Annotated in this window: 21 protein-coding genes and 1 pseudogene; 14 read left to right on the plus strand and 8 right to left on the minus strand. The window is 72.1% G+C overall.

Annotated elements, in window-relative coordinates; translation table 11 throughout:
- Nucleotides 1–52 precede the first annotated feature (52 nt).
- Nucleotides 53–523, plus strand: coding sequence for a CGNR zinc finger domain-containing protein (locus tag OG738_RS08970; RefSeq protein WP_329052787.1), 471 nt, complete (start codon nucleotides 53–55; stop codon nucleotides 521–523).
- 216 nt (nucleotides 524–739) lie between these two features.
- On the opposite strand, the gene OG738_RS08975 is transcribed toward OG738_RS08970, so the two are convergent.
- Nucleotides 740–2,038 (minus strand): DUF445 domain-containing protein, encoded by a 1,299-nt coding sequence (locus OG738_RS08975; RefSeq protein WP_329052788.1) that lies wholly within the window; start codon nucleotides 2,036–2,038, stop codon nucleotides 740–742.
- Nucleotides 2,039–2,067: 29 nt separating this feature from the next.
- Here OG738_RS08975 and OG738_RS08980 point away from each other — a divergent pair, with 29 nt between their 5' ends.
- Both OG738_RS08980 and OG738_RS08985 read left to right on the plus strand, forming a co-directional pair.
- Nucleotides 2,068–3,234, plus strand: a complete 1,167-nt coding sequence (locus tag OG738_RS08980) for a pyridoxal phosphate-dependent aminotransferase (RefSeq protein WP_329052789.1) — start codon at nucleotides 2,068–2,070, stop codon at nucleotides 3,232–3,234.
- An 814-nt stretch (nucleotides 3,235–4,048) separates the two neighbouring features.
- Nucleotides 4,049–5,395, plus strand: a complete 1,347-nt coding sequence (locus OG738_RS08985) for a hypothetical protein (RefSeq protein WP_329052791.1) — start codon at nucleotides 4,049–4,051, stop codon at nucleotides 5,393–5,395.
- 499 nt (nucleotides 5,396–5,894) lie between these two features.
- Here OG738_RS08985 and yczR read toward each other — a convergent pair whose 3' ends face one another.
- A complete protein-coding gene (gene yczR / locus OG738_RS08990) occupies nucleotides 5,895–7,343 on the minus strand; it encodes a MocR-like transcription factor YczR (RefSeq protein ID WP_329052792.1) in 1,449 nt (482 codons plus the stop codon).
- Nucleotides 7,344–7,403: 60 nt separating this feature from the next.
- Here yczR and yczE point away from each other — a divergent pair, with 60 nt between their 5' ends.
- Nucleotides 7,404–8,027: a membrane protein YczE gene (yczE, locus tag OG738_RS08995; protein ID WP_329052793.1), complete on the plus strand. Its 624-nt coding sequence runs from the start codon at nucleotides 7,404–7,406 to the stop codon at nucleotides 8,025–8,027.
- On the opposite strand, the gene OG738_RS09000 is transcribed toward yczE, so the two are convergent.
- Nucleotides 8,024–8,551 carry a Clp protease N-terminal domain-containing protein gene (locus tag OG738_RS09000; protein ID WP_329052795.1) on the minus strand — a complete coding sequence of 176 codons (528 nt, stop codon included), beginning with the start codon at nucleotides 8,549–8,551 and terminating at the stop codon, nucleotides 8,024–8,026. The two genes, yczE and OG738_RS09000, sit on opposite strands and share 4 nt — an antisense overlap.
- Nucleotides 8,551–8,760: a sigma factor-like helix-turn-helix DNA-binding protein gene (locus OG738_RS09005; RefSeq protein ID WP_329052797.1), complete on the minus strand. Its 210-nt coding sequence runs from the start codon at nucleotides 8,758–8,760 to the stop codon at nucleotides 8,551–8,553. The genes OG738_RS09000 and OG738_RS09005 overlap by 1 nt, the downstream gene beginning before the upstream one ends.
- A 92-nt stretch (nucleotides 8,761–8,852) precedes the next feature.
- Between OG738_RS09005 and OG738_RS09010 the strand changes: the two genes are divergently transcribed.
- Both OG738_RS09010 and OG738_RS09015 read left to right on the plus strand, forming a co-directional pair.
- Nucleotides 8,853–9,620: a protein phosphatase 2C domain-containing protein gene (locus OG738_RS09010; RefSeq protein WP_329052798.1), complete on the plus strand. Its 768-nt coding sequence runs from the start codon at nucleotides 8,853–8,855 to the stop codon at nucleotides 9,618–9,620.
- Nucleotides 9,621–9,673: 53 nt separating this feature from the next.
- Nucleotides 9,674–10,237 (plus strand): annotated as a pseudogene (locus OG738_RS09015) (DUF998 domain-containing protein); the annotation flags it as partial.
- Between the two features lie 81 nt (nucleotides 10,238–10,318).
- Here OG738_RS09015 and OG738_RS09020 read toward each other — a convergent pair.
- Both OG738_RS09020 and OG738_RS09025 read right to left on the minus strand, forming a co-directional pair.
- Nucleotides 10,319–11,347 (minus strand): D-cysteine desulfhydrase family protein, encoded by a 1,029-nt coding sequence (locus OG738_RS09020; RefSeq protein WP_329052800.1) that lies wholly within the window; start codon nucleotides 11,345–11,347, stop codon nucleotides 10,319–10,321.
- On the minus strand, nucleotides 11,344–11,934 hold the full coding sequence (locus tag OG738_RS09025) for a dihydrofolate reductase family protein (protein WP_329052801.1): 591 nt from the start codon (nucleotides 11,932–11,934) through the stop codon (nucleotides 11,344–11,346). Before OG738_RS09025 ends, OG738_RS09020 begins: the two co-directional genes overlap by 4 nt.
- 133 nt (nucleotides 11,935–12,067) lie before the next feature.
- On the opposite strand from OG738_RS09025, the gene OG738_RS09030 reads away from it, so the two are divergent.
- The 3 genes from OG738_RS09030 to OG738_RS09040 are packed head-to-tail and all read left to right on the plus strand — an operon-like array spanning nucleotide 12,068 to nucleotide 14,831.
- Complete coding sequence (locus tag OG738_RS09030) at nucleotides 12,068–13,444, plus strand: amidase (protein WP_329052803.1); 1,377 nt, start codon at nucleotides 12,068–12,070, stop codon at nucleotides 13,442–13,444.
- Nucleotides 13,411–13,986, plus strand: coding sequence for a TetR/AcrR family transcriptional regulator (locus OG738_RS09035; protein WP_329052805.1), 576 nt, complete (start codon nucleotides 13,411–13,413; stop codon nucleotides 13,984–13,986). Before OG738_RS09030 ends, OG738_RS09035 begins: the two co-directional genes overlap by 34 nt.
- On the plus strand, nucleotides 13,986–14,831 hold the full coding sequence (locus OG738_RS09040; RefSeq protein WP_329052807.1) for an oxygenase MpaB family protein: 846 nt from the start codon (nucleotides 13,986–13,988) through the stop codon (nucleotides 14,829–14,831). Before OG738_RS09035 ends, OG738_RS09040 begins: the two co-directional genes overlap by 1 nt.
- Nucleotides 14,832–14,859: 28 nt before the next feature.
- Here OG738_RS09040 and OG738_RS09045 read toward each other — a convergent pair whose 3' ends face one another.
- Complete coding sequence (locus tag OG738_RS09045; RefSeq protein WP_329052810.1) at nucleotides 14,860–15,411, minus strand: CGNR zinc finger domain-containing protein; 552 nt, start codon at nucleotides 15,409–15,411, stop codon at nucleotides 14,860–14,862.
- Between the two features lie 53 nt (nucleotides 15,412–15,464).
- Between OG738_RS09045 and OG738_RS09050 the strand changes: the two genes are divergently transcribed.
- From OG738_RS09050 to OG738_RS09070, 5 genes are all read left to right on the plus strand, one after another.
- Entirely contained in the window at nucleotides 15,465–16,319 is an 855-nt protein-coding gene (locus OG738_RS09050; RefSeq protein ID WP_329052812.1) for an alpha/beta fold hydrolase, read from the plus strand.
- Between the two features lie 95 nt (nucleotides 16,320–16,414).
- Nucleotides 16,415–17,815: a hypothetical protein gene (locus OG738_RS09055; RefSeq protein WP_329052814.1), complete on the plus strand. Its 1,401-nt coding sequence runs from the start codon at nucleotides 16,415–16,417 to the stop codon at nucleotides 17,813–17,815.
- Nucleotides 17,812–18,204 (plus strand): FixH family protein, encoded by a 393-nt coding sequence (locus OG738_RS09060; protein WP_329052816.1) that lies wholly within the window; start codon nucleotides 17,812–17,814, stop codon nucleotides 18,202–18,204. Before OG738_RS09055 ends, OG738_RS09060 begins: the two co-directional genes overlap by 4 nt.
- A gap of 13 nt (nucleotides 18,205–18,217) precedes the next feature.
- Complete coding sequence (locus OG738_RS09065) at nucleotides 18,218–19,360, plus strand: hypothetical protein (protein ID WP_329052818.1); 1,143 nt, start codon at nucleotides 18,218–18,220, stop codon at nucleotides 19,358–19,360.
- Nucleotides 19,353–19,898 carry a hypothetical protein gene (locus OG738_RS09070; RefSeq protein ID WP_329052820.1) on the plus strand — a complete coding sequence of 182 codons (546 nt, stop codon included), beginning with the start codon at nucleotides 19,353–19,355 and terminating at the stop codon, nucleotides 19,896–19,898. The genes OG738_RS09065 and OG738_RS09070 overlap by 8 nt, the downstream gene beginning before the upstream one ends.
- Before the next feature lie 144 nt (nucleotides 19,899–20,042).
- Here the strand turns inward: OG738_RS09070 and OG738_RS09075 are convergent, their stop codons facing one another.
- Complete coding sequence (locus OG738_RS09075; protein WP_329052822.1) at nucleotides 20,043–20,297, minus strand: DUF397 domain-containing protein; 255 nt, start codon at nucleotides 20,295–20,297, stop codon at nucleotides 20,043–20,045.
- Nucleotides 20,298–20,882: the final 585 nt, after the last annotated feature.

Raw genomic sequence — 20,882 nt, forward strand, 5'->3', positions numbered from 1 at the left:
TATGTGGGTTAGCGCACGCGGGAGCAACCGTCGACCGCCGTACACTGGCGCGGTGCACACCGACGCCTCCCTCGTCGTGGAGTTCCTCAACACGGTCAACGTCGAAGAGGGCACTGACCTGCTCGAAGATCCCGGGCAGTGGCGCGAGTGGGCGGCCGGGCACGCCCTGACGGCCAACCCGGCCACCGAGGCCCGCGCGGCGCGCGACGCCCTGCGCGCCGCGATCGGCGACCCGCGGCTGCCCGGCGGCAGCCTGGACGTCGGCACCCGGATCTCCCTCACCGACGACGGCCCGGCCCTGATCGCGGACGACGTGGTGGGAGCGGTGTTCGCGGCGTGCGCCAGGCTGGTGGTCCGCGGCGACTGGATCCGCCTGAAGATCTGCCCGGCCGACACGTGCCTGTGGGCGTTCTACGACGAGTCCCGCAACCGCTCACGCACGTGGTGCTCGATGCGGGTGTGCGGAAACCGCGAGAAGGCCCGCGGCTGGCGCGCCCGCGCCGCCGAAGCCGCCACCGGCTGAGCACCGGTCTCATCCGAGCGGTGGACCCTCGAACGGCTGTGGACAACTCGAGCGCCGGGCACCACATATCCACGCCCCCGACCCGCCTCACCCCCACACGTTGTGGACCGCGATTAGGCCATCACCGTGAAAAGTTGTGGATAACCCCGGGGATAACTCAGCTTCCTGTGGACAACTCGTTTGAAGCTGCCCCAGGTGTGGTATATGACTCAGCCCTCAGAACAGCAGCTCCGCCACCGTGTAGATGACGAGCCCGGCCAGCGCACCGACGACCGTGCCGTTGATGCGGATGAACTGCAGGTCGCGGCCCACCTGGAGCTCGATCTTGCGTGACGTCTCCTCGGCGTCCCAGCGCTCGACCGTGTCCGTGATGATCGTGGTGATCTCGCGCGAGTAGTTCTTCACCAGGTACGCCGCGGCGCCCTCGACCCAGCCGTCGGCCTTCTCGCGCAGCTGGTCGTCCGACACCAGCCGCGACCCGAGGGACATCAGGCCGAGGCGGACGCGCCGGCGCAGCTCGCTCGACGGGTCCTCCGCCGCCGTCAGCAGCATCTCCTTCGCCGTGCTCCACGCCGAGCCGATCAGGCGCTGGACCTCCTCGTGGTGCACGATCTGGCCCTTCACCTGCTCGGCGCGGGCCATCACGTCCGGGTCGGTCTGCAGGTCCTGGGCGAACTCGCCGAGGAACTTGTCCAGCGCCAGCCGCATCGGGTGGTTGACGTCGGTCTTGACCGCCCACGCGAACGACAGCACCTCGCCGTAGACCTTGTCCGCGAGCATCTCGTCGACGAACTTCGGCGACCAGCTCGGCGCCCGGTCCGACACCACGCGCAGCATCGTCGTGTGGTTGTCGCGAACCCACTCGTACGCGCGGTCGCACATCAGGTCCACGAGCTTGTGGTGCGCGCCGTCGGCGAACACGCCCTGCAGGATCTTGCCCAGCGGCGGGCCCCACGGCTTGTCGATGATCCGCCGGGCGACGGCCTGCTCCATGATCGCCTGGACGTCTTCGTCGCGAAGCACCTTCACCGCGGCGCGAACGACCGTGGCCAGCTCGGACGTCACGCGCTCGGCGTTGTCCTCCTGCGCCAGCCAGCCACCGAGCCGCCGCGCGATCTCGACGCGCTTCAGCTTGTCGCGGACGACCTCCTCGGACAGGAAGTTCGACCCGACGAAGTCGCCGAGGCTGTTGCCGAGCGCGTCCTTCTTGTTCGGGATGATCGCCGTGTGCGGGATCTTCAGCCCGAGCGGGTGCCGGAACAGCGCCGTGACGGCGAACCAGTCGGCCAGCGCGCCGACCATGCCGGCCTCGGCCGCGGCGCGGACGTAGCCGACCCAGCCCGGCCAGCCGGCCGACTGCGCCCAGCTGGTCAGCAGGAACACGACGGTGGCGCCGAGCAGGAACGACAGCGCGACCAGCTTCATCTTGCGCAGCGCGCGCCGCTTTTCCTCTTCGCCGGCGGCGCCGCCCGGCGGGTCGGCGGGCGTCACCTTGGCGGGGGTCAGTTGCTCCACATCACCATTGTCCGTGAGGATGGCTGATCGTGCGCGAACCTGCTCTCGTCCCCCGCCTCCGGCCGTTCACCTCGACCATCTTCGCCGAGATGACCGCGCTGGCCGTCAAGCACGACGCCGTCAACCTCGGCCAGGGCTTCCCGGACACCGACGGCCCGGCCGGCATGCTCGAAGCGGCCAAAAACGCGCTGTTCGGCGGGGCCAACCAGTACCCGCCCGGCTCCGGGCGCCCGGAGCTGCGGGCCGCGATCGCGCGGCACCGGCTGCGCTACGGCACCGAGTACGACCCGGACACGGAGATCCTGGTCACCGCGGGCGCGACCGAGGCCATTGCGGCGGCGTTGTTGGCGCTGACCGAGCCCGGCGACGAGGTCATCGTCATCGAGCCGTACTACGACTCCTACGCCGCCGCGGTCGCGATGGCGGGTGCCGAGCGCCGGATCGTCGGGCTCGTCGAAGGCCCGGACGGCCGGTTCGGCCTCGACGTCGACGGGCTGCGCGCCGCCGTCACGCCGCGGACCCGGGCGATCCTCGTCAACTCGCCGCACAACCCGACCGGCACCGTGTTCACCCGCGCCGAGCTGGAAGCGCTGGCCGCGCTGTGCGTCGAGCACGACCTGATCGCGATCTGCGACGAGGTCTACGAGCACCTCGTCTTCGACGACAACGAGCACATCCCGCTGGTCACGCTGCCCGGCATGCGGCCGCGGACGGTGAGCATCTCCAGCGCCGGGAAGACGTTCAACTGCACCGGCTGGAAGATCGGCTGGGTCTGCTCGACGCCGGAGCTGGTCGCGGCGGTGAAGGCGGCGAAGCAGTTCATCACCTTCGTGTCCGGCGGGCCGCTGCAGCCGGCCGTCGCATACGCGCTCGACCACGAGCTGACCTGGGTCGACGGCCTGCGCGCGTCACTGCAGGAGAAGCGTGACCGGCTCTCGGCCGGGCTGGCCGATGCGGGGTTCGCCGTGCGGCCGACCGCGGGCACGTACTTCGTCTGCGTCGACGTGCGGCCGCTGGGCTTCACCGACGCCGCCGACCTCGCGTGGGAGCTGCCCGTGCGAGTGGGTGTCGCCGCGGTGCCCGTGAAGGTGTTCACCGATCACCCGGACGAGTGGAAACACCTGCTGCGTTTCGCGTTCTGCAAACGCAACGACGTCATCGACGAGGGCGTCACCCGATTGCGCAAACTGGTCTGACGACCGTTTCGCCGGGACGGAAACTTTCCGGCGGCGGAACTCGGCGGCGAAAAGGGCGCGGCGGCAGTCGGCGACTCGGGTGGCACCGCGCGGCGGTCGACCGGTTGCCGTAGCCAGCCATCACGCTCCGCGATCATGAAGGTGATTTCGGGTCCGCGGCGCCGCCTGGTGAGGCCGACCCGCACCAGCGACCGTCCGGCCGTCGATGATCACGGAACGCAGCGGCTCGAGCGGCGCGCGCCCGGGCTTCGCGGACCACAGTGGACCCATTCGGCCCAGTGCGCGCCCGCCCGCCGGCGTCTGTCCGACCACTTCGCGGAAATCTTGCCGAATACACCCAAAGCCACCGTGTCGGCACGGAAAGCGACCGCGCAGCCGGAAACATCAGGTCAACGCGCGAATGTGCAAATTGCAGAACTCGTCCGAATGGCCGCAGTGAACCCCCCGAACGGCACTGAGAGTGATCAACTCGTCGGCCGCAGATGCCTTGCCCGGGAGAGCCGGTGCGCCTTACGGGCTGGATCGAACGCGGGAGAGATGAAAGACTCCCGAGCGGTGCTAGAAAGAGTGCAGCCCCGGGGGAACTGCGACCTGGCCGGAGAAAGATCCCAGCAAGAACGGACTCGAGCGTGCGTCGCGAGAGCCTCAGGCGCGGACGGTGGTGGTGGCGGTGAGCAGCACGGCGAACGCGCGCCGCAGCGCTCCCGCACGATCTGCGCTCACAGCGGGTGAAACGCACCGGAGTTTCGGCCCGTCCGCAGGCCGGGAAGCCCACGCCTTGCCCTCGGGCGAGGCACAGCCGCAAGCCGACGCCTTGCCCTCGAGCGAGGCGCATCCGCACGCCTTCGCCCCGGCCTCGAGCGAGGCGCGCCCGACAGCCTTCGCCCCGCCCTCGAGCGAGGCGCGGCCGACAGCCTTCTTCGCTCGCCCGAACGTCGCACGCCAGAGCGTTTCCGCAGGTCAGGGGCGTACCGCCGGGAAATCGGCGCACGCGCGCGGGCGCGCGCCGCGACCGTGGGCGGCCGCGCTGCAGCGGCCCGCCGCCAAGATCCTCGTCGCCGGGGGCCTGACCCTCGCCGGGTGGCTGCTCACCGGCGCTCTCTCCGGCAGCACCGCGGCCGCCGCCGAGCCCACCGCGTGCCCGCACGTCGCGGCGTCCACTGTGGAGCACACCGGCCTGCTGGGCCACCACCGCACGAGCCACCGCGAAGCCGGCGCCCCCACGTGCGCGCCGCAGCCGGACGCCGCGGCCGGCGCGACCAAGACCGACGACACCGCGGCCGACACCACCGCCAAGCAGTCCACGAAGGACACTCAGACCACCGAAGAGCCGGCGACACCCTCGTCCGGCAGTCTCGCCGCGCCGACAGAGCCGGCCACCAAGACGACCGCGTCCGGTGGCGGGCTGCTCAACGGACTCGTCGGCACCGTCACCTCGGTGACCAAGCCGATCACGGCGCCGGCCACCCAGGCCACCTCGTCCGACAGCGGCCTGCTGGGCGGGCTCGTCGGCGGCGTCCTCAACGTGGTCGGCGGCACGCTGAACACGGTCACCACCACCGTCAGCGGCACGCTGAACACCGTCGGCGCCGTCACGGACACGCTGTCCCACACCGTCCTCGCGCCGCTCACGCAGCCGCCCGCGGGCAACCCGGACGCGCCCGTCCTGCTCCCCCTCGACGACATCCTCGCCCCGGTCCTCGGCAGCTCGAACTCGGGCGGCGTCACGGTCACCGTGCCCGGCGTCGTCGGCGACACCCTCACCCCGGTGACGACCACCGCCGTCGCCCCCGAGACCGCGCCCGCTGAGACGCCCGCCACGACGACGTCGACGACGGCCTCCCGGGTCGCGACCGTGCACCTCGTCGAGGTGCAGAACACGCTGCGGGCCCAGCAGGAGCAGCCGCGCGACTCCGGCGTCCACGCCCGCAACGGCGGCGGCGACAGCACTCCCGGCCTGCCCGGCGGCTCCAGTGCCCCGAGCGCGCCGGCGCCGACCGCGGCGCCCGGCCACGACGGCCCCGGTGGCGTCCGCCACCCGTTCGCCGTCCACACCGACGACGTGACCACCACCCAGCTCAAGCTGATCGGTGCCAGCCGCGACCACGAAGTCGACGGCGCGGGCAGGGAAGCCGCCCTGCCCACCACCTCCCCCGACTGACCCCGAACCGGGCAGCCGGGGAGAACTGCGTCCAAACCAAGATCAACTGGACGTACTCGCACGCCGCAACCGCGTGACGTTTCCCCTGCTCCAGCACGAAATTCGTGACTCTTTCACGTCTCGTGACGCTGAACCGCGTCCGACGTACTCCAGGGGCGTAAACCCATGCGAAACCACCGTCTTTCCGACCGGCCGACCGCGCCCGGCCGGGTCGGATCCCGGTCCCGGCGCCGCGCTGCCCCCGCGGCGCCGGGACCCACACCGGGCGTGCTCCGGGAGTCTTCGCTCACCGCGCCGAGCGGAGACTCGTCAAGCGGAGAGCACGCCTGAGCCGCCGGCTTCCCGGCACGTCGAGGGGCTGTGCCGGGAAGCCGCGGCACCCACGAACGGGGTCACGCCCGCGAGTGGGAGTGTGAAACAACGAACCGGTGCGCTGGATGCACATGAACGCCGCCCATCCCTGGGAGCAGGCTCGCATCCAGCGCACCGGTTCGTCTTGTCAGGCGATCGGTGCGTCCAAGGAGGCCGGAGTGCCGCTGACCGACGCCGCCGCGGCGCTCAGCCGCCGGACCGCTTCGTCGATCTTGTCCGGTGGCAAGGAGAACGGCAGCCGGATCCAGCGCTCCAGTCCGCCGTGGACGCCGAAGCGCGAGCCGGGCGCGACCTGGACGCCGTGACTCGCGGCCGCCACCGCGAGGCGCGAGCTGACCGGCTCCGGCATCCGGCACCACAGCGACAGGCCGCCCTTCGGCAGGGTGAACGTCCACTCCGGAAGGTGCCGGTGCACCGAGCGGGCCAGCGCGTCGCGGTAGCCGCGCAGCTCCTCGCGACGGCGGACCAGCGCGCCCGGGTCGTCCAGCAGTTCGGCGAGCACGATCTGCTCGAACACCGGCGAGCCCAGGTCGACCGCGTAGCGCGCGGAAACCAGCCGCCCGAGCAGGTCTTCCGACGCACGGATCCAGCCGAGCCGCAGCCCGCCCCAGTGCGTCTTGGACGCCGAGCCGACGCAGATCGCGAGGTCGCCGGCGAACGCGGCCAGCGGCGGCGGCCCGTCGAGCGGATCGCCTTCGAGGTCCAGCTCGGCGAGCGTCTCGTCGACGACGACCGGCGTCCGGGCACGCGCCAGCACGGAACCGAGCCGTTCGCGGCCTTCGGCGTCCAGGCGCAGGCCGGTCGGGTTCTGGAAGTCGACGACGAGGTAGGCGAACCGCGGGTTCGCCTGGCGCAGCGCCGCGTCGATGCCGGCGATGTCCCAGCCGCGCGGCCCGGCCGGGTCGAGCGCCACCGGCACCGGGATCGCGTGCGCGGCGCGGATCGCCTCCAGCGCGTTCGGGTACGTCGGCTGCTCGACGAGCACGCGGTCACCGGGGCCGGCGAGCATCCGCAGGACCAGGACGAACGCGTGGTGCGCGCCGTTGGTGACCATGACCTGCGCGGGCGTGGTCGGCAGCCCGCGTTCGGTGTACCGCTGGGCGATCTTCTCCCGCAGGCCGAGCAGGCCGCGTTCCTGGTAGCCGTGGTCGCCGAGGTGGTCGGCGAGCCGGACGCGGGCCGCGTCGACCGCCGCGGCCGTGCCCGCGATGGCCGGCGACGACGCGTGGGTGAAGTCGATCGAGCCGTCGCCCGCCGGGGCGAGCGGGCTGCGCCGACGACGTCCGGGCGCGGCGATCCACGACCCCGCGCCGCGGCGGCTCGCGACGAACCCGTTGTCCCGCAACCGGTCCAGTGCCGCGCCGATCAGCGTCCGGCTGGCGCCGAGCGCGTCGGCCAGCTCGCGCTCGGCGGGCAGCCGGGTGCCGAGCGGCAGTTGGCCGTCCAGCACCTGCAGCTCGATGGCCGCGGCCAGGTCGGTCGCGCCCTGCCGGGATCCACCTTGCCGCCACGAGCCCAGCATGACAGCCAATCGAGGACCAGAGATGCGTCCACCCATCGGAATCACGGGTTCCATAAGACCAATATCCTGGAATTGGCTATGGTTTACAAGGCCACTTGGCCGGATAGTGAAGACGTGGCTCAGATCGATCTCCGGCCCGTCCGGATCTCCCGCAACCCCGTCCGGCGCAGCGTCCAGCTCCTGTCCGGCCTCGCCCTCTACGGCACCAGCGTCGCCCTGGTCACCCGGGCCGGCCTGGGCCTCGAGCCGTGGAGCGTGCTGGCCGAAGGCGTCCTGAAGCACACCGGGCTCACGTTCGGCACGGTCACCGGCCTGATCTCCGTGGTCGTGCTGCTCCTGTGGATCCCGCTGCGCCAGCGGCCCGGGATCGGGACCATCGCGAACGTCGTGGTCATCTCGGTGCTGGTCGACGTGGTCCGGGCACTGGTCCCGGACCAGCACGACCTGGGGTGGCGGATCGCGCTGCTGGTCGGCGGGGTGGTGCTCAATGGCGTCGCGACCGCCACGTACGTCGGCGCGCGGCTCGGCCCGGGTCCTCGCGACGGCCTGATGACCGGGCTCGCCGGGCGCACCGGCTGGTCGGTCCGGCTGGTGCGCACCGGCATCGAGGTCACCGTGGTGGCCGTCGGCTTCCTGCTCGGCGGGACCGTCGGGATCGGCACCGTGCTCTACGCACTGGCCATCGGCCCGCTCACCCAGGCACTGCTGCCGCTGACCGCCTGGCGCGAGCGGGCCTAGCCCGCCTTGCGCTGCTGGACCGCCCGGCGCAGCGTCACGTAGTCCGCGCCGCGCCGGGCCAGGACGTCGTCGGTGTCGTGCTGCTGGGCCAGCGCCAGCAGGATGTGCTCCTGCCCGAGGTGCTTGTCCCCCAGCCGGACGGCCTCCTTGAGGCTCAGCTCCAGGGTCTTCTTCGACTGGGACGTGAACGGGATGTGCCCGCGCTTGGCCGGCCCGAGCCGGCCGGCGAGCGCACCCTCGCCGTGGGTCTGCTCGACCCGTTCGACGATCTGCTCGACGTCGATGCCGAACTCGGTGAGCGCCTCGGCGTCGGCGTCGCTGACCCCGCCGCGGCGCCGGGTGCGGGCGAGCTCGGCCCCGATTTCGTCCGGTGAAATGCCCAGCTCGGCCAGCAGGGGGACACCCGTCTTGACCAGCCCGGCCAGCAGGTGCGCCGGCCGGATCTCCACCGAACCGGACTCCCGCGCCACGATCTGCGCCTCGACGACCGCCATCCGCGCGTCCGCCGTGAACCGTTCGAACATCAGTGCCTCCCGTACTTCTTGTGCACGGCCTGCCGGCTGACCCCCAGCTCGGCGGCGATCTCCTGCCACGACCAGCCGTCGACCCGCGCACTGCGGACCTGCACGGCCTCCAGTTGTTCCACCAGCCGCCGGAGCGCGGCGACCGCACGCAGTCCCACCCGGGGATCGCGGTCACCGGCCCGGGCGGCCAGGTCCGTCGCTTCTGTCATGCCTGTCAACCTACGTTGACATTCGAGCGTTGTCAACCTGAGTTGACAGTCGTCAGCGCGAAGGTCCCCCGGGCCCGACGTAGAGTCGAGTGATGCCCGAGATCGTGATCGCCGAGCGGGCCGGGGTGGGCGCCGACGGCCACCCCCGCCCGACCGAAGACCACGTCGTCGTGCTGGACAACGCGGTCCTGGTGCTCGACGGCGCGACCTCGGCGGACCCCTCGCAACCGCCCGGTGGCTGGTACGCCGAACGGCTGGCGCGGCGTCTCGCCGACGACCTGCGCGCAGCACCGGAAGCCGCCCTGACGGACATCCTGACCAGCGCGATCGCCGCCGTCACGACCGAGAACGCCCTGCGTCCGCAGCAGTCGCCGTCCAGCACGGTCGCCGCCGTGCGGTGGCTCGAAGACCGCGTCGACGCGCTCGTGCTCGCCGACAGCCCGGTGGTCGGCTTCGGCGGCTTCGGCGTCGACGTCGTCTCCGACGACCGGCTCGCCCGGCTGCGGCGGCGCGGGATGCTCCAGACCGGCGCCGACGTCCGGCGCCGGCGCAACGCCCACGACGGCTTCTGGGTCGCCGAGGCCGACCCGGGCGCCGCCGCGCACGCCGTCCGGCGCAGCTGGCCGCGGGCCGACGTCGACGCCGTCGTGCTCGCCAGCGACGGCGTCTCCATCGGCGTCGACCAGTACGCGCTGTTCGACTGGCGCGAAGTCCTCGCGATCACCCGCGCCGACGGTCCGGACGCGATCTTGGACGCCGTCCGGACCGCGGAAAAGCAGGACCCGGACGGCGAACGCTGGCCGCGGCCGAAACGCCACGACGACCAGGCGCTCGTCCTCGTCGACTTCTCTCCGGGGTGAATTCAGGGTCTTCCCTGATCACGACCGTCCGGTTCTCCGAGAACCTGGAGAACATGGGGACGGAACAGGGGAAGCGCACGAGACCGTGGCGGCTCGTGGCGCTGGGCGCGCTCGGCTGGGGGCTGTTCACGGCCGTGGTGCTGCACATCATCAGCTCGCACAACCCGGTGTACGACACGTTGTCGAGCTACACCGTGACCGACCGGGGCGAAGGCATGCTCGCCGCGAGCGTGCTGTCGCTGGCCATCGGCTCGCTGGCGGTGCTCGGCGCGCTGCACGTCGCCGGCGTGCCGCTGTCCCGGACGACCCGGCTGCTGCTCGCGCTCTGGTCGCTCGGGCTCGCCGCGGCCGCCGTCTTCCCGGCGAGCTACCCGGAGGCGCCCGACCCGGTGAGCGGCGAGATCCACCTCTACGCGTGCCTGGTGGCGTTCCTCAGCCTGCCCGGCGCGGCCATCTCGCTGCTGGAACCGTTGCGGGGACGGCAAGAGCGCGTGGCCGTCGTGCGCGCGGTCCGGCTGAGCGCGGTCGCGTTCGGGCTGTTCGCGATCAGTTTCGTCCTGGTGCGGTTGAGCGAGGCCAGGATCGGGCCGTTCCCGGAGATCTCCGACGCGTTCCCGATCGGCGTCATGCAGCGGCTGCTGCTGCTCGCCGACGTCGTGCTGCTGTTCACGCTGCTGCGGGTCGCGACCCGGCTCGAATCAGCCTTCGACGGCCGCCGCGAATTCGGGCGCGTAGCCGTACAGGCCGGGCATCCCGCCGGTGTGCAGGAACACCACGTGGTCGTCGGGGGCGAAGTGCCCGGCCCATTCGACCAGCGCGGCGGCCACTTTGCCGGTGTAGACCGGATCGAGCACCACGCCCTCGGTGCGGCCGAAGAGGCGTAGCGCGTTCCAGACCGCGTCGGTCGGGATGCCGTAGCCGGGGCCGAGCGTGGAGTCGCTCATCTTCGCGTGCGTGAACGGCGGCAATTCGACGCCGAGGAGCTTGGCCGCGCCCGCGACGAGGTCACGCAGGTTCTCGGTGGCCTCGTCGAGCGGGTGGCTGACGCAGGCGATGCCGACGCCGAGGCCGCCGAGCAGCCCGGCGGCCAGCACGACACCGGCCGCCGTGCCGCCGCTGGCGTGCGGGATGACGAGGTGGGCGCGTTCGATGCCGCGTTCTTCGAGCTGCTTCGCGAGTTCGAGGGTGGCGCGGACGTAACCGAGCGCGCCCAGGTCGTTGGATCCGCCGACCGGGATCGTGGCGACCTTCCGGCCTTCGGCGGCCGCTTCGGCGACGAGCCGGTCGTAGGTGCGGCCGGTCTCTTCACCGTCGGCGCAGACGTGGACGGTCGCACCGAAGAGCTTGTCGAGCGGGATGTTCCCGCCGCGTTCGTACGCTTCGCCGTCGCGAGGGACCTTCGCGGTGAGGACGAGTTCGCAGCGCAGGCCGAGCTTCGCGCACGCGGCGGCGGTCTGGCGGCCGTGGTTGGTCTGGAGCGCGCCGAAGGTGATCACGGTGTCCGCGCCGGCTTCCTGGGCCGCGCCGAGGTGGTATTCGAGCTTGCGGAGCTTGTTGCCGCCGGCGCCGAGCGGGTGGACGTCGTCGCGCTTGAGCCAGAGGTTTCGCAGGCCGAGGGCTTCGCCGAGCCGCGGCGCCGCGTGCAGCGGCGTCGGCCAGCCGCCAAGGTCGACCCGGGGGTTCGCGGCCAGTGCGGCGTCGGGGAATCCGGCGAAGTCGAACGTCATCGGCCCTCCAGGCTCGGCTTTCCGCCCACGATAGGCGGTGAGACGACCTCGAAGCGGAGCGAGGTGAAGGTCCCGACCTCTCGCACCCCGATCCTCCGGAGGACGACGCCGTCCAGTTCCGGGTCGCCGAACAGCGGCAGTCCGGCGCCCAGCAGCACCGGGGCGATGTCGACGTGCACCTCGTCCGCGAGCCCGGCGCGCAAGGCCTGCCGCACCACGCTCGCGCCGATCACCTTGACCGCCCGGTCGCCCGCGGCCGCCTTCGCCCGGGCGACCGCCGAGGCGATCCCGTCGGTGACGAACGTGAAGGTCAGGCGCTCGTCCTGTTTCGGCAGCACGTCCGGCGGCGTGTGGGTGACGACGAAGATCGGGACCTGGAACTCGTAGTTGCCGACGAACCGGTCCGGGTCCTCGGCCATCGCGAAAGTCCGCCGGCCGAGGACGACCGCGCCGGTTTCCCGGATCAGCTCGGCCATGTACTCGCTGCCGTTCGCGGTGGCCGGGTCCGACAGCCGTGCCGTGCCGCCGTGGCGGTCGGCGACGAAGCCGTCCAGCGACATGGTCATGCCCGCGTGCACCGTGCTCATGAGCTGCTCCTCGAGTGGTCGTGGTCGTCAGTGAGGTAGACGGCACGGGCGGCGGAAACTCATCGAGAGTAGCCGGAGACCGTCGGTATCCGGTAACGTTCGTTCGAACGAACGACGACGCCCGGGAGGTGCCATGACCGCCACGAGCCTCGACTTCACCGGTCTCGCCGTGCAAGCCGCGCGGCTCGCCGCGGGCGAAGTCACCTCCGCCGAGCTGACCGCAACGGCGCTCGGGCGTGCGCACGCGAGCCAGCCCGTCCTCAACGCCTTCCGGCACCTGCGTGACGACGCGGCGCTCGCCGAAGCGGCCGAGGCGGACGCACGGCTGAAGGCCGGCGACCGGAAACCGCTGCTCGGCGTGCCCGTCGCCATCAAGGACGACGTCGACATCACCGGCCTGCCCACGTCGTTCGGCTGCGTCGGCGAGTTCCCGTGCGCCACCGCCGACGCGCCCGCCGTCGCGCTGCTGCGCGAGGCCGGGGCCGTCATCATCGGCAAGACCAACACTCCCGAGCTGGGCCAATGGCCGTTCACCGAAGGTCCGGCCTTCGGCGTGACGCGCAACCCGTGGCACACCGGCCACACCCCCGGGGGTTCTTCAGGCGGGAGCGCGGCCGCGGTGGCGTCGGGGGCCATCGCGGCCGCGCTCGGTTCCGACGGCGCCGGCTCGGTGCGCATCCCGGCCGCGTGGACCGGGCTCGTCGGCATCAAGACCCAGCGTGGCCGGATCCCGACCGACGGCGAGCTGTTCCACGGCCTGACCGTGCTCGGCCCGCTCGCCCGGACCGTCGGGGACGCCGCCCTGCTGCTGGACGTCGTCGCCGCGACCGGCACCACGTTCCGGACCGCCGCCGCGCGCGAACCCGGCCGGCTGCGGATCGGGCTGTCGACGCGGATCCCGTTCACCGCCACCAAGACCCGGCTCGACCCGGTCGTCGAGGCGAACGTGCGGCGGCTCGCCGAGTCGCTCGCCGGGCTGGGCCACGAGATCGTCGAGGTCGAGCCGGACTACGGGCTGATCGGCCTGACGTTCCTGCCCCGCTCGCTCACCGGCGTCCGCGACTGGACGCTGCGCGTGCCCGACCGCGCCGGGCTCGACCCGCGGACCCGCAGCAACGCCGGCCACGGCCGCCTGCTCGCCGGGCCCGCGCTGCGGCTCGCCCGTGCGCTCGAGCCGGGACTGCACCGGCGGATCGGCTCGGTGTTCGGCCGCGTCGACGTGCTGCTGACCCCGACCACCGCGACCCCGCCGCCGCCGATCGGCACGTTCGACGGCCTCTCCGGCTGGGAGACCGACCAGGCCATGATCGCCGCCTGCCCGTACGCTTGGCCGTGGAACGTGCTGGGCTGGCCGGGGGTCAACGTCCCGGCCGGGCAGACCGACGGCGGGCTGCCGCTGGGCGCGCAGCTGCTCGGCCCCTCGCACGCCGAGGAGCGGCTGGTTTCGCTCGCCGCGCAACTGGAAGAGGTCGAACGGTGGCCGGAGCGGCATCCCGAGACAAGCTGGTAAGCACCCGGGACGCCATCCTGCGCGGCGCGCTGACGGTCGTCGGCGAGCACGGCGTCGGCGGGCTGACGAACCGCCGGATCGTGGCCGCCGCCGGCGTTTCGCTCGGCACCCTCACCTACCACTTCCCCAGCCAGACGGCGTTGCTGCGCGAGGCGATGCTTCTGTTCGTCGAGGAGGAGACGGCGAAGCTCGGCGCGATCGTCGACGGCTACCGTTCGGACGGCCTCAGCGTCGAGCAGGCCGCGTCGGTCGTCGAGCACGTGATCGCGCAGCTGCCCTTCGGCGCCGACGAGCTGGGCGCGCACGAGCTGTACCTCCAGTCGGCCCGTGATCCCGGGCTGCGCGAAGCGTCTTCGCGGTGCTTCGCGGCGTACGACGAGCTGGCCGTGACGATCCTCGAGGCGCTGGGCGTGCCGGAGCCGCAGCGGCTGGCCGGGCCGGTGGTCGCGCTGATCGCCGGGCTGCAGCTGCGCCGGCTGGCGACCGGCGACACCGACACGCCCGTGGCCGAGCCGTTGATGATGCTGATCCGCGGGGCTTGATGGCGCGGGCGATCGTCCGCGGCACGGCGGCGTGGAAGTACTTCGGCGACTTCCGCGACGCGTTGCTGGCCGGGCAGGTGCTCGTGCTGCAGGTGGCGCACCCGGTCGTCGCGGCCGGGGTGCGGGACCACTCGGACTACACGTCCGATCCGTGGACGCGGCTGATGCGGACGGGTGCGTCGCTGTCGATCTACGTCTACGGCGGCGCGTCCGGCGCCCAGGTGGAGGCGGCCCGGTTGCGCTCGTTGCACCGGTCGTTCACGGGCGTCGCGGACGGCCACCGGTACAGCGCACTGGACCCTTTGGCGTATGCCTGGGTGCACGCGACACTGGTGAAGGTTCCCGTTGACGCGCAACGGTTCTTCGGTCGACCACTGTCCGATGTGGAGCTCGAGGAGTACTACGCGCAGATGTGCGACGTCGGGCGGCTGCTCGGCGTGCGCGAGCGCGATCTGCCGCCGGACTGGGCCGCGTTCGAGCGTTACTACGACTCGATGGTCGCCGGGTTCGCGAGGAACCCGACGATCGACACGCTCTTCGAGACGATCCGCACGGTCCCGAAACCGGTGCGGTGGCTGCCCGACTCGTGGTGGCGGTGGCACGGCCGAACCCAGCTGTTCTTGATCCGGGCAACTTTGCCGCCCGGGCTCCGCGAGCGTCTTGGTCTACAGTGGACTCTCCGCGACCAGCGGCGGTTCTGGCGCTTCGCTTCAGCCGTGCGGGTTCTCGCCACGCCGATCCCGGCCGCGCTGAGGACCGCGCACATGCGGTGGATCGGCAAGCTCAACGTCTGGCTCCGCCACCACCCCGAGGTCTACCGACGTCTGGCGAGCAGGATGTCGTGAGTGAGGAACAGCGTTAGAACGCTGTTTCTCACTCACGACCGCTGACCCGGGCGTAGTGGGCGCGGGCCTTGGCGCGGTTGCCGCAGCGGGCCATCGAGCACCACTGGCGGTTCCGCCGCGGCGAGGCGTCGCAGAACCGGACCCCGCAGTCGTCCGCCGCGCAGACGCGCACGTCCGCGTCGCTCGTCGCCAGGTCGATCGCGTCCGCCGCCAGTGCCGCGAAGGCCGACGCCACCGGGTCCTTCGGGGCCGGCACGTCGCGGCGCAGGTGCCCGTCCACCAGGACCAGCCGCGGCGGCGGTGAAGGCGCCGAGGCCGCCGCGTTGTTCACCAGCTCGATGTCCATCTTGTCCGGCACCTCGGGCGGCAGCAGCACCCGGTCGATCGCTTCGCGCAGCGCCTTCGCCGCCAGCACGTTCCCGGCCGTCACCGGCACCGGGCCGGTCGTGAACCCCGCCAGGGAAAGCCACTCCGCCAGCGCGTCGGGCCCGGTCAGCAGCTCGACGCCCTCGGCGTACCGGGAGCGCAGCGTGTTGACCAGGTCGAGGCACGGCCGTCCGCCGTCGAAAGCCCACTCCATGCCCGCATTCTAACCCTTGCGAACAGTTAGAAGGGCCGCTATCTTCTAACCGTATGAACCGGTTAGAGAACGTCGCCACCGTCAACGGGCTCCGGATGCACTACCTCCGCGCCGGCGACGGCCCGCCGCTGGTCCTCCTCCACGGCTGGCCGCAGACGTCGCACTGCTGGCACCAGGTCCTCGAACCCCTCGCCGAGACGCACACGGTCATCGCCCCCGACCTGCGCGGCTACGGCCGCACCGACAAGCCACGGACCGGCTTCGACAAGCGCACGATGGCCGCCGACGTCGCCGCACTCACCGAACACCTCGGCTTCGAGCGAACCGCCGTCGCCGGACACGACCGCGGCGGCCGCGTCGCCCACCGCTGGGCCCTCGACCGCCCGGACCAGGTCGAGCGCGTCGCCGTCCTCGACATCGCGCCGACCCGCGCGATGTGGCAACGCCTCGACACGGGTGTCGCGAAGGCTTACTGGCACTGGCTCTTCCACCTCCAGCCCGACCTGCCGGAGCTGCTCGCGGGCCAGAACATCGCCGCCTACCTGGGTTACTTCTTCGAACGCTGGACCCACCAGCGGCACCGCCTCGACCCGGCCGCCGTCGCCGAGTACGTCCGCGCCTTCTCCCAGCCCGGCGCGCTCCGGGCCGGGTTCGACGACTACCGCGCCTCCTTCCCGGACGACGCCGAACTCGACGACGCCGACTTCGCCGCCGGAAAGCGCGTCACCCAGCCACTCCTCGCGCTCTGGGGCGCGAACGGACTGCTCGGCACCCTGCCGACCCTCGAGATCTGGCGGGAGTACGCGGACGACGTCACGGGCGAGGCCATCGCCGAGTGCGGCCACTTCCTGCCCGAGGAACAGCCCGTGGAAGTCGTCGCCCACCTGCGGAAGTTCCTGAACCCCTGAGATCTCCGGGGGCTCCGGTCCCCCGCACTGGGGACCGGAGTTCCCTCGCCGCCGTGACGCCCGCCACGGTCCGCCGTCGATAAGTTGGCTGCACGATGGGGACCAAACCAAGAGCCGCGTTGCTGATGCTGCTGGCCGTGCTGGGGATCGTGGCCGGAAGCGGGACCGCGCACGCCGACGGCGTGCCGTCCGGCACCGACATCCAGGTCGCGCAGACGCTCGGCGCGCGCGAGCTGACCGTGATCATCCGCCGGGTCGACGGCACGCCGTCGCCGCTGCGGGTCGACGTCGTGACGCACCAGGGCACCGCGCCCGGCACGCTGCACCTGGCCGTCGCGGCCGACGGCGTCGTGACATCGCGCGGCGATGTCGTCCTCGGCGCCGAACCGGGCGTGTTCCCGGGAAGTCTCCAAGTCGACAAGCCGGGACCGTGGCAGCTGTCGCTGGACGACGGCAGCGGGACCACCGCGACCATCCCGTTCATCGTGCCCGCACGGGTGGTTCCGCCGTGGGAGAAGGCGACCTACGGCGGGTTCGTCGCCGCGGGCGCGTTCCTGCTGCTCGCGCTCGTGGTGGCGATGCGAACGAAGCGGACGGCGTTCGCGCTGATCCCCGCCGGTGGCGTGGTCGCCGCGCTCGCCGTCGCGGTCACCGGCGCCCTGCTGTCGGCAAGCACTCCCCCGCCGCCCGCGCCCGGCAGCCAGCTCGACCCGACGTTCGACAACGTCACCGACCCGTACGCCAACGCCCGCTTGTCCACAGTGGACTATTCACGGCCACCGGTGAACCTGGCCGTCCGGGCCGAGCGCGACGAGCTGACGCTGGGCCTCACCGACGGCGCCACCGGCCGCCCGGTCGACGACCTGCTCCTCCACGACAACGCGTTCGTGCACCTGGTGCTCGTTTCGCCGTCCGGGCGAATGAGCCACCTGCACCCGGTGCGCGTCGGACCCGGCGACTACCGCGTCCGCGTGGCCGATCCGGAAGCGGGCACGTACGCCGTCGCCGCGGAACTCGTCCGGCGCGGCGGCGGGGTCCAGCTCGCGCGGTCCACTGTGGACCTGACGGGCACCGCCACCCCGGCGCCCGAACCACCCGGCGCCGGACCGCGGACGGTCGACGGCACCCCGGTCGACCTCACGGTCACCCCCGGCACGCCGACGACCGTCACCGCGCACTTCCGGAGCCAGGACCTCCAGCCGTGGCTGGGCATGCTCGGCCACCTGATCATCGCCGGGCCGGTCACCGGCCCGGACGTCGGCGCGGCCGCCGCGAAAGCACCGACGTGGGCGCACGTCCACGCGATGATCCCGCCCGTCGCGGGACAGCTGGACCGCCCCGACGAGACCGTCGCCGCGTACGGGCCGGACGTCGGCTTCACCTACACCTTCGCCGCGCCCGGCCGGTACCGGATCTGGCTGCAGGCCGAACGCGGCTACCGCGTGCTCACGATCCCCGCCGTGGTGGACGTCCCGACGACGGGAGCAGGCCGATGAGACGCCCGACCGTGCTGATCGCCGTGGTCGCGCTGGTCGTCGCGGCCGGCGCTGCGTGGCTGCTCTGGGGTGGCGGCGCCGCGAAACCCAGTACGCAGCAGGCGGTTTCCGGCCCGTACACGGTCCAGTTCTCGGCGGACGAGCCGCGCATCGGCGGCAACACGTTCGCCTTGGCGGTCACCGGGCCCGCACCCGACGCCGTCACGGTCGAGCCGGTCATGGCGCAGATGGGCCACGCGTTCGCCCCGGTGCCCGCCGGGCCGGACGGGCCCGGCCGCTTCCGCGCCGCCGACGTCGGGCTGCCGATGGCCGGGCAGTGGGAGATCACCGTGTCGCTGCGCGGCCCCGGCGGGCCCGCCCAAGTCGTTTTTCCGTTGCTGGTCAAGTAGAAAGGTTCGGGGGATGGATCTCACCGCATCCGGCGTGCGCACCATGTCGGTGGCGAAACAGGCGCGCACGGGGTTGCTGCCGGCGAACGTCGTGCTCGGGGGCTCACTGCTGTCGCTGGTCGGGTTGACCTGGGACATCCAGTGGCACAGCGACGTCGGGCCGGACACGTTCTTCACGCTGCCGCACCTGTTCCTGTACGCGGGCAGCGCGGTCGTCGGCCTGGCGAGCCTCGCCGTCGTGCTGCTGACGACGGCGGCGCGGCGCGCGGGCCGCCCGGTCGACCAGCGGGTCGGCGGGCGCGTGGTCAACGTGTTCGGCAAGACGTTCGCGGCGCCGCTGGGCTACCTGGTTTCCGGCGTCGGCGCGGCGACGTTCCTGCTGTACGGCCTGTGGGACCAGTGGTGGCACGGCCTCTACGGCTTCGACGCCGTCATCGACTCGCCGCCGCACATCGGGCTGCTGCTGTCGATCACGGTGTCGCTGATCGGCACGACCGCGGTGTTCGCCGCGGCGCGGGAGTACCGCTGGGGGCGGATCGGCACGCTGGCGTCGCTGACCGTGCTGCTCACGTTCGGCCCGGTGCTCGCGCTCGGGCTGCAGCAGGTGCCGGACGACTACGCCGACGCCGTGTCGGTCGGCTGCTCGATGATGGTGGTGCTGCTGGTCACCGTCGGCGCCGGGTTCCTGCGCCGCCCCGGCGGCGCGGTCGGCACCGCCGCGATGGTCGCGGTCGTGCAGGGAATCTTCTGGTGGTTCTCGCCGTGGGCCGCGAAGGCGTACGCCGACCTCGTCGACCTGCCGCTGCGGGACGCGATCTCCGGCGTGCCGGAGATGCCTTCGCTGACGCCGCTGGCGCTGGTGCCGGTGGCCGCGCTGATGGAGCTGGCGTACTTCGCCGGCCGGCGCCGGGGGTGGCGCGCGGGCCGGGTGTCCGTGGTGGCCGGCGGGATCGCCGGAGCGCTGATCGGGCTGAGCCTGCCGGTGCAGCGCGTCCTGCTCTACACCGGCGCGCACCTGCCGCCGTCCTGGTGGCTGGCGACCACGGCCGCGTTCAGCGGCCTGCTCGGGCTGCTCGGCGGGTTCGCGGGGTGGCGGTTCGGCGGGATGCTCTGCCTGCTGGCACCCGCCAAGAAGGGGGAAACCGCTGATGCGTAAGACACTTCTGGCGCTGGCCGCCGTCGCCGGGCTGCTGTTCACCACCGCGGCACCGGCCAACGCCTACGAGCCGGTGAACATCGTGCACACCGAGCACGTGCAGGCGGGGCCGTACGGGATCACGGTCGGGTTCAGCACCTGGCCGCTGAAAGCCATGCAGTCGCTGGACTTCACGTTCATCCCCGACGGCGGGATCGAGGACAAGTCCGGCACGCTCACGATGCTCAGCCCCGAAGGCGGGCAGACGCGGAAGCAGCCGCTGGTCCGGCATCCGCGCAAGCGTGACGTCTGGGGCCTCGACGTCCGGTCGATGCCACGACCGGGTGACTGGACGTTCCGCTTCACGGTCAACGGCCCGGCCGGGTCCGGCACGGGCGACCTGCGCGCGCTGCCGGTGCTCGAGCAGCCGGGGCCGCCGATGGGGCTGAGCTGGGCGATCAGCACGCTGCCGTTGATCGGGCTTGTGGTGCTGGTCGTGGTGGCGTGGCGCCGGACCCGGAGCCGGTTGCGCGGGGGTGAGCTTCCGGCAATCGGGTGAGATTCCGCTCACATTCGGCGCCCGGGCGTATCCGCGCCGTCGCGAAGGCCTCCTTCTCCAGAGACGGGGAAGGGGGCCTTCGCGATTTTCTGGGACGCAGCGGGACGCGGGCGGGTGATCACGGTCGCCTCCGCGGGGGAGAGCTCAGGCGGGCAGGTCGAACTGCCCGGCCTTCACGGCAACCAGGAACGCTTCCCACTCGGCGGAGTCGAACACGAAGACGGGGCTGGTCGCGAGCTTGGTGTCCCGGACGCCGATCAGGCCTTCCCGGCCCAGGTTGACCTCGACGCAGCTGCCGCCGTTCGGCTCGCTGGCGAACGACTTCTCCCAAGCGGCCTCTTCGAACAGGGACACGGCCGTGTTCGGATCGTAATCCGCGAACGACGGATAATCCGCCATGGGTCGTACCTCCGAGGATCGGTGGGGGGCGCGGCCGCGACCTGGTCGAAAGTACCCGCGTCCGGCTACTCAGTGTCTCAATGGAGTACGCCGCACGGCCAAGCGGGTGATCAACTAGGTCCGGCCTCGACATGAAGATTATTCCAGGAGTAGGATTAATCGCATCGGCCGGGGCGTTGGTGTCGGTGAATGACTGCCTTCATGCGACGGGCGGTCCGCGGACGCCGCAGGCCACAGGCTGACGACCAACCACCACAGCAGGACCTCATGGGGGAGGATCAGCGTGATCGTCGAGGACAGCGCGCCACCGAGTGTGCTCGTCGTGGGCAGGCTCGCCAGGGGAACCGCAGGCGAGGCCCGCCGGGTGGTGCACGTCTTCGGACTGGACGCCGCCCGCAGCACGGCTGGGCTTTCGGGGGTTCCGGGTGGCGAAGCCCCCGGCCGGGGCGGAGCCACGCAGGACAACGCTGGGCTTTCGGGGCTGGTCCGAACCAAGTGCGGGGAAACGCTTTCCCGCCGTGACGTGGAATGGCTGGTCCCCGGGGCCGGCATGCCGTGTGAACCCTGTCTCGGACTGACCGGCGG

Origin of the sequence: Amycolatopsis sp. NBC_01488 (assembly GCF_036227105.1) — a bacterium.
Lineage (GTDB): Bacteria > Actinomycetota > Actinomycetes > Mycobacteriales > Pseudonocardiaceae > Amycolatopsis.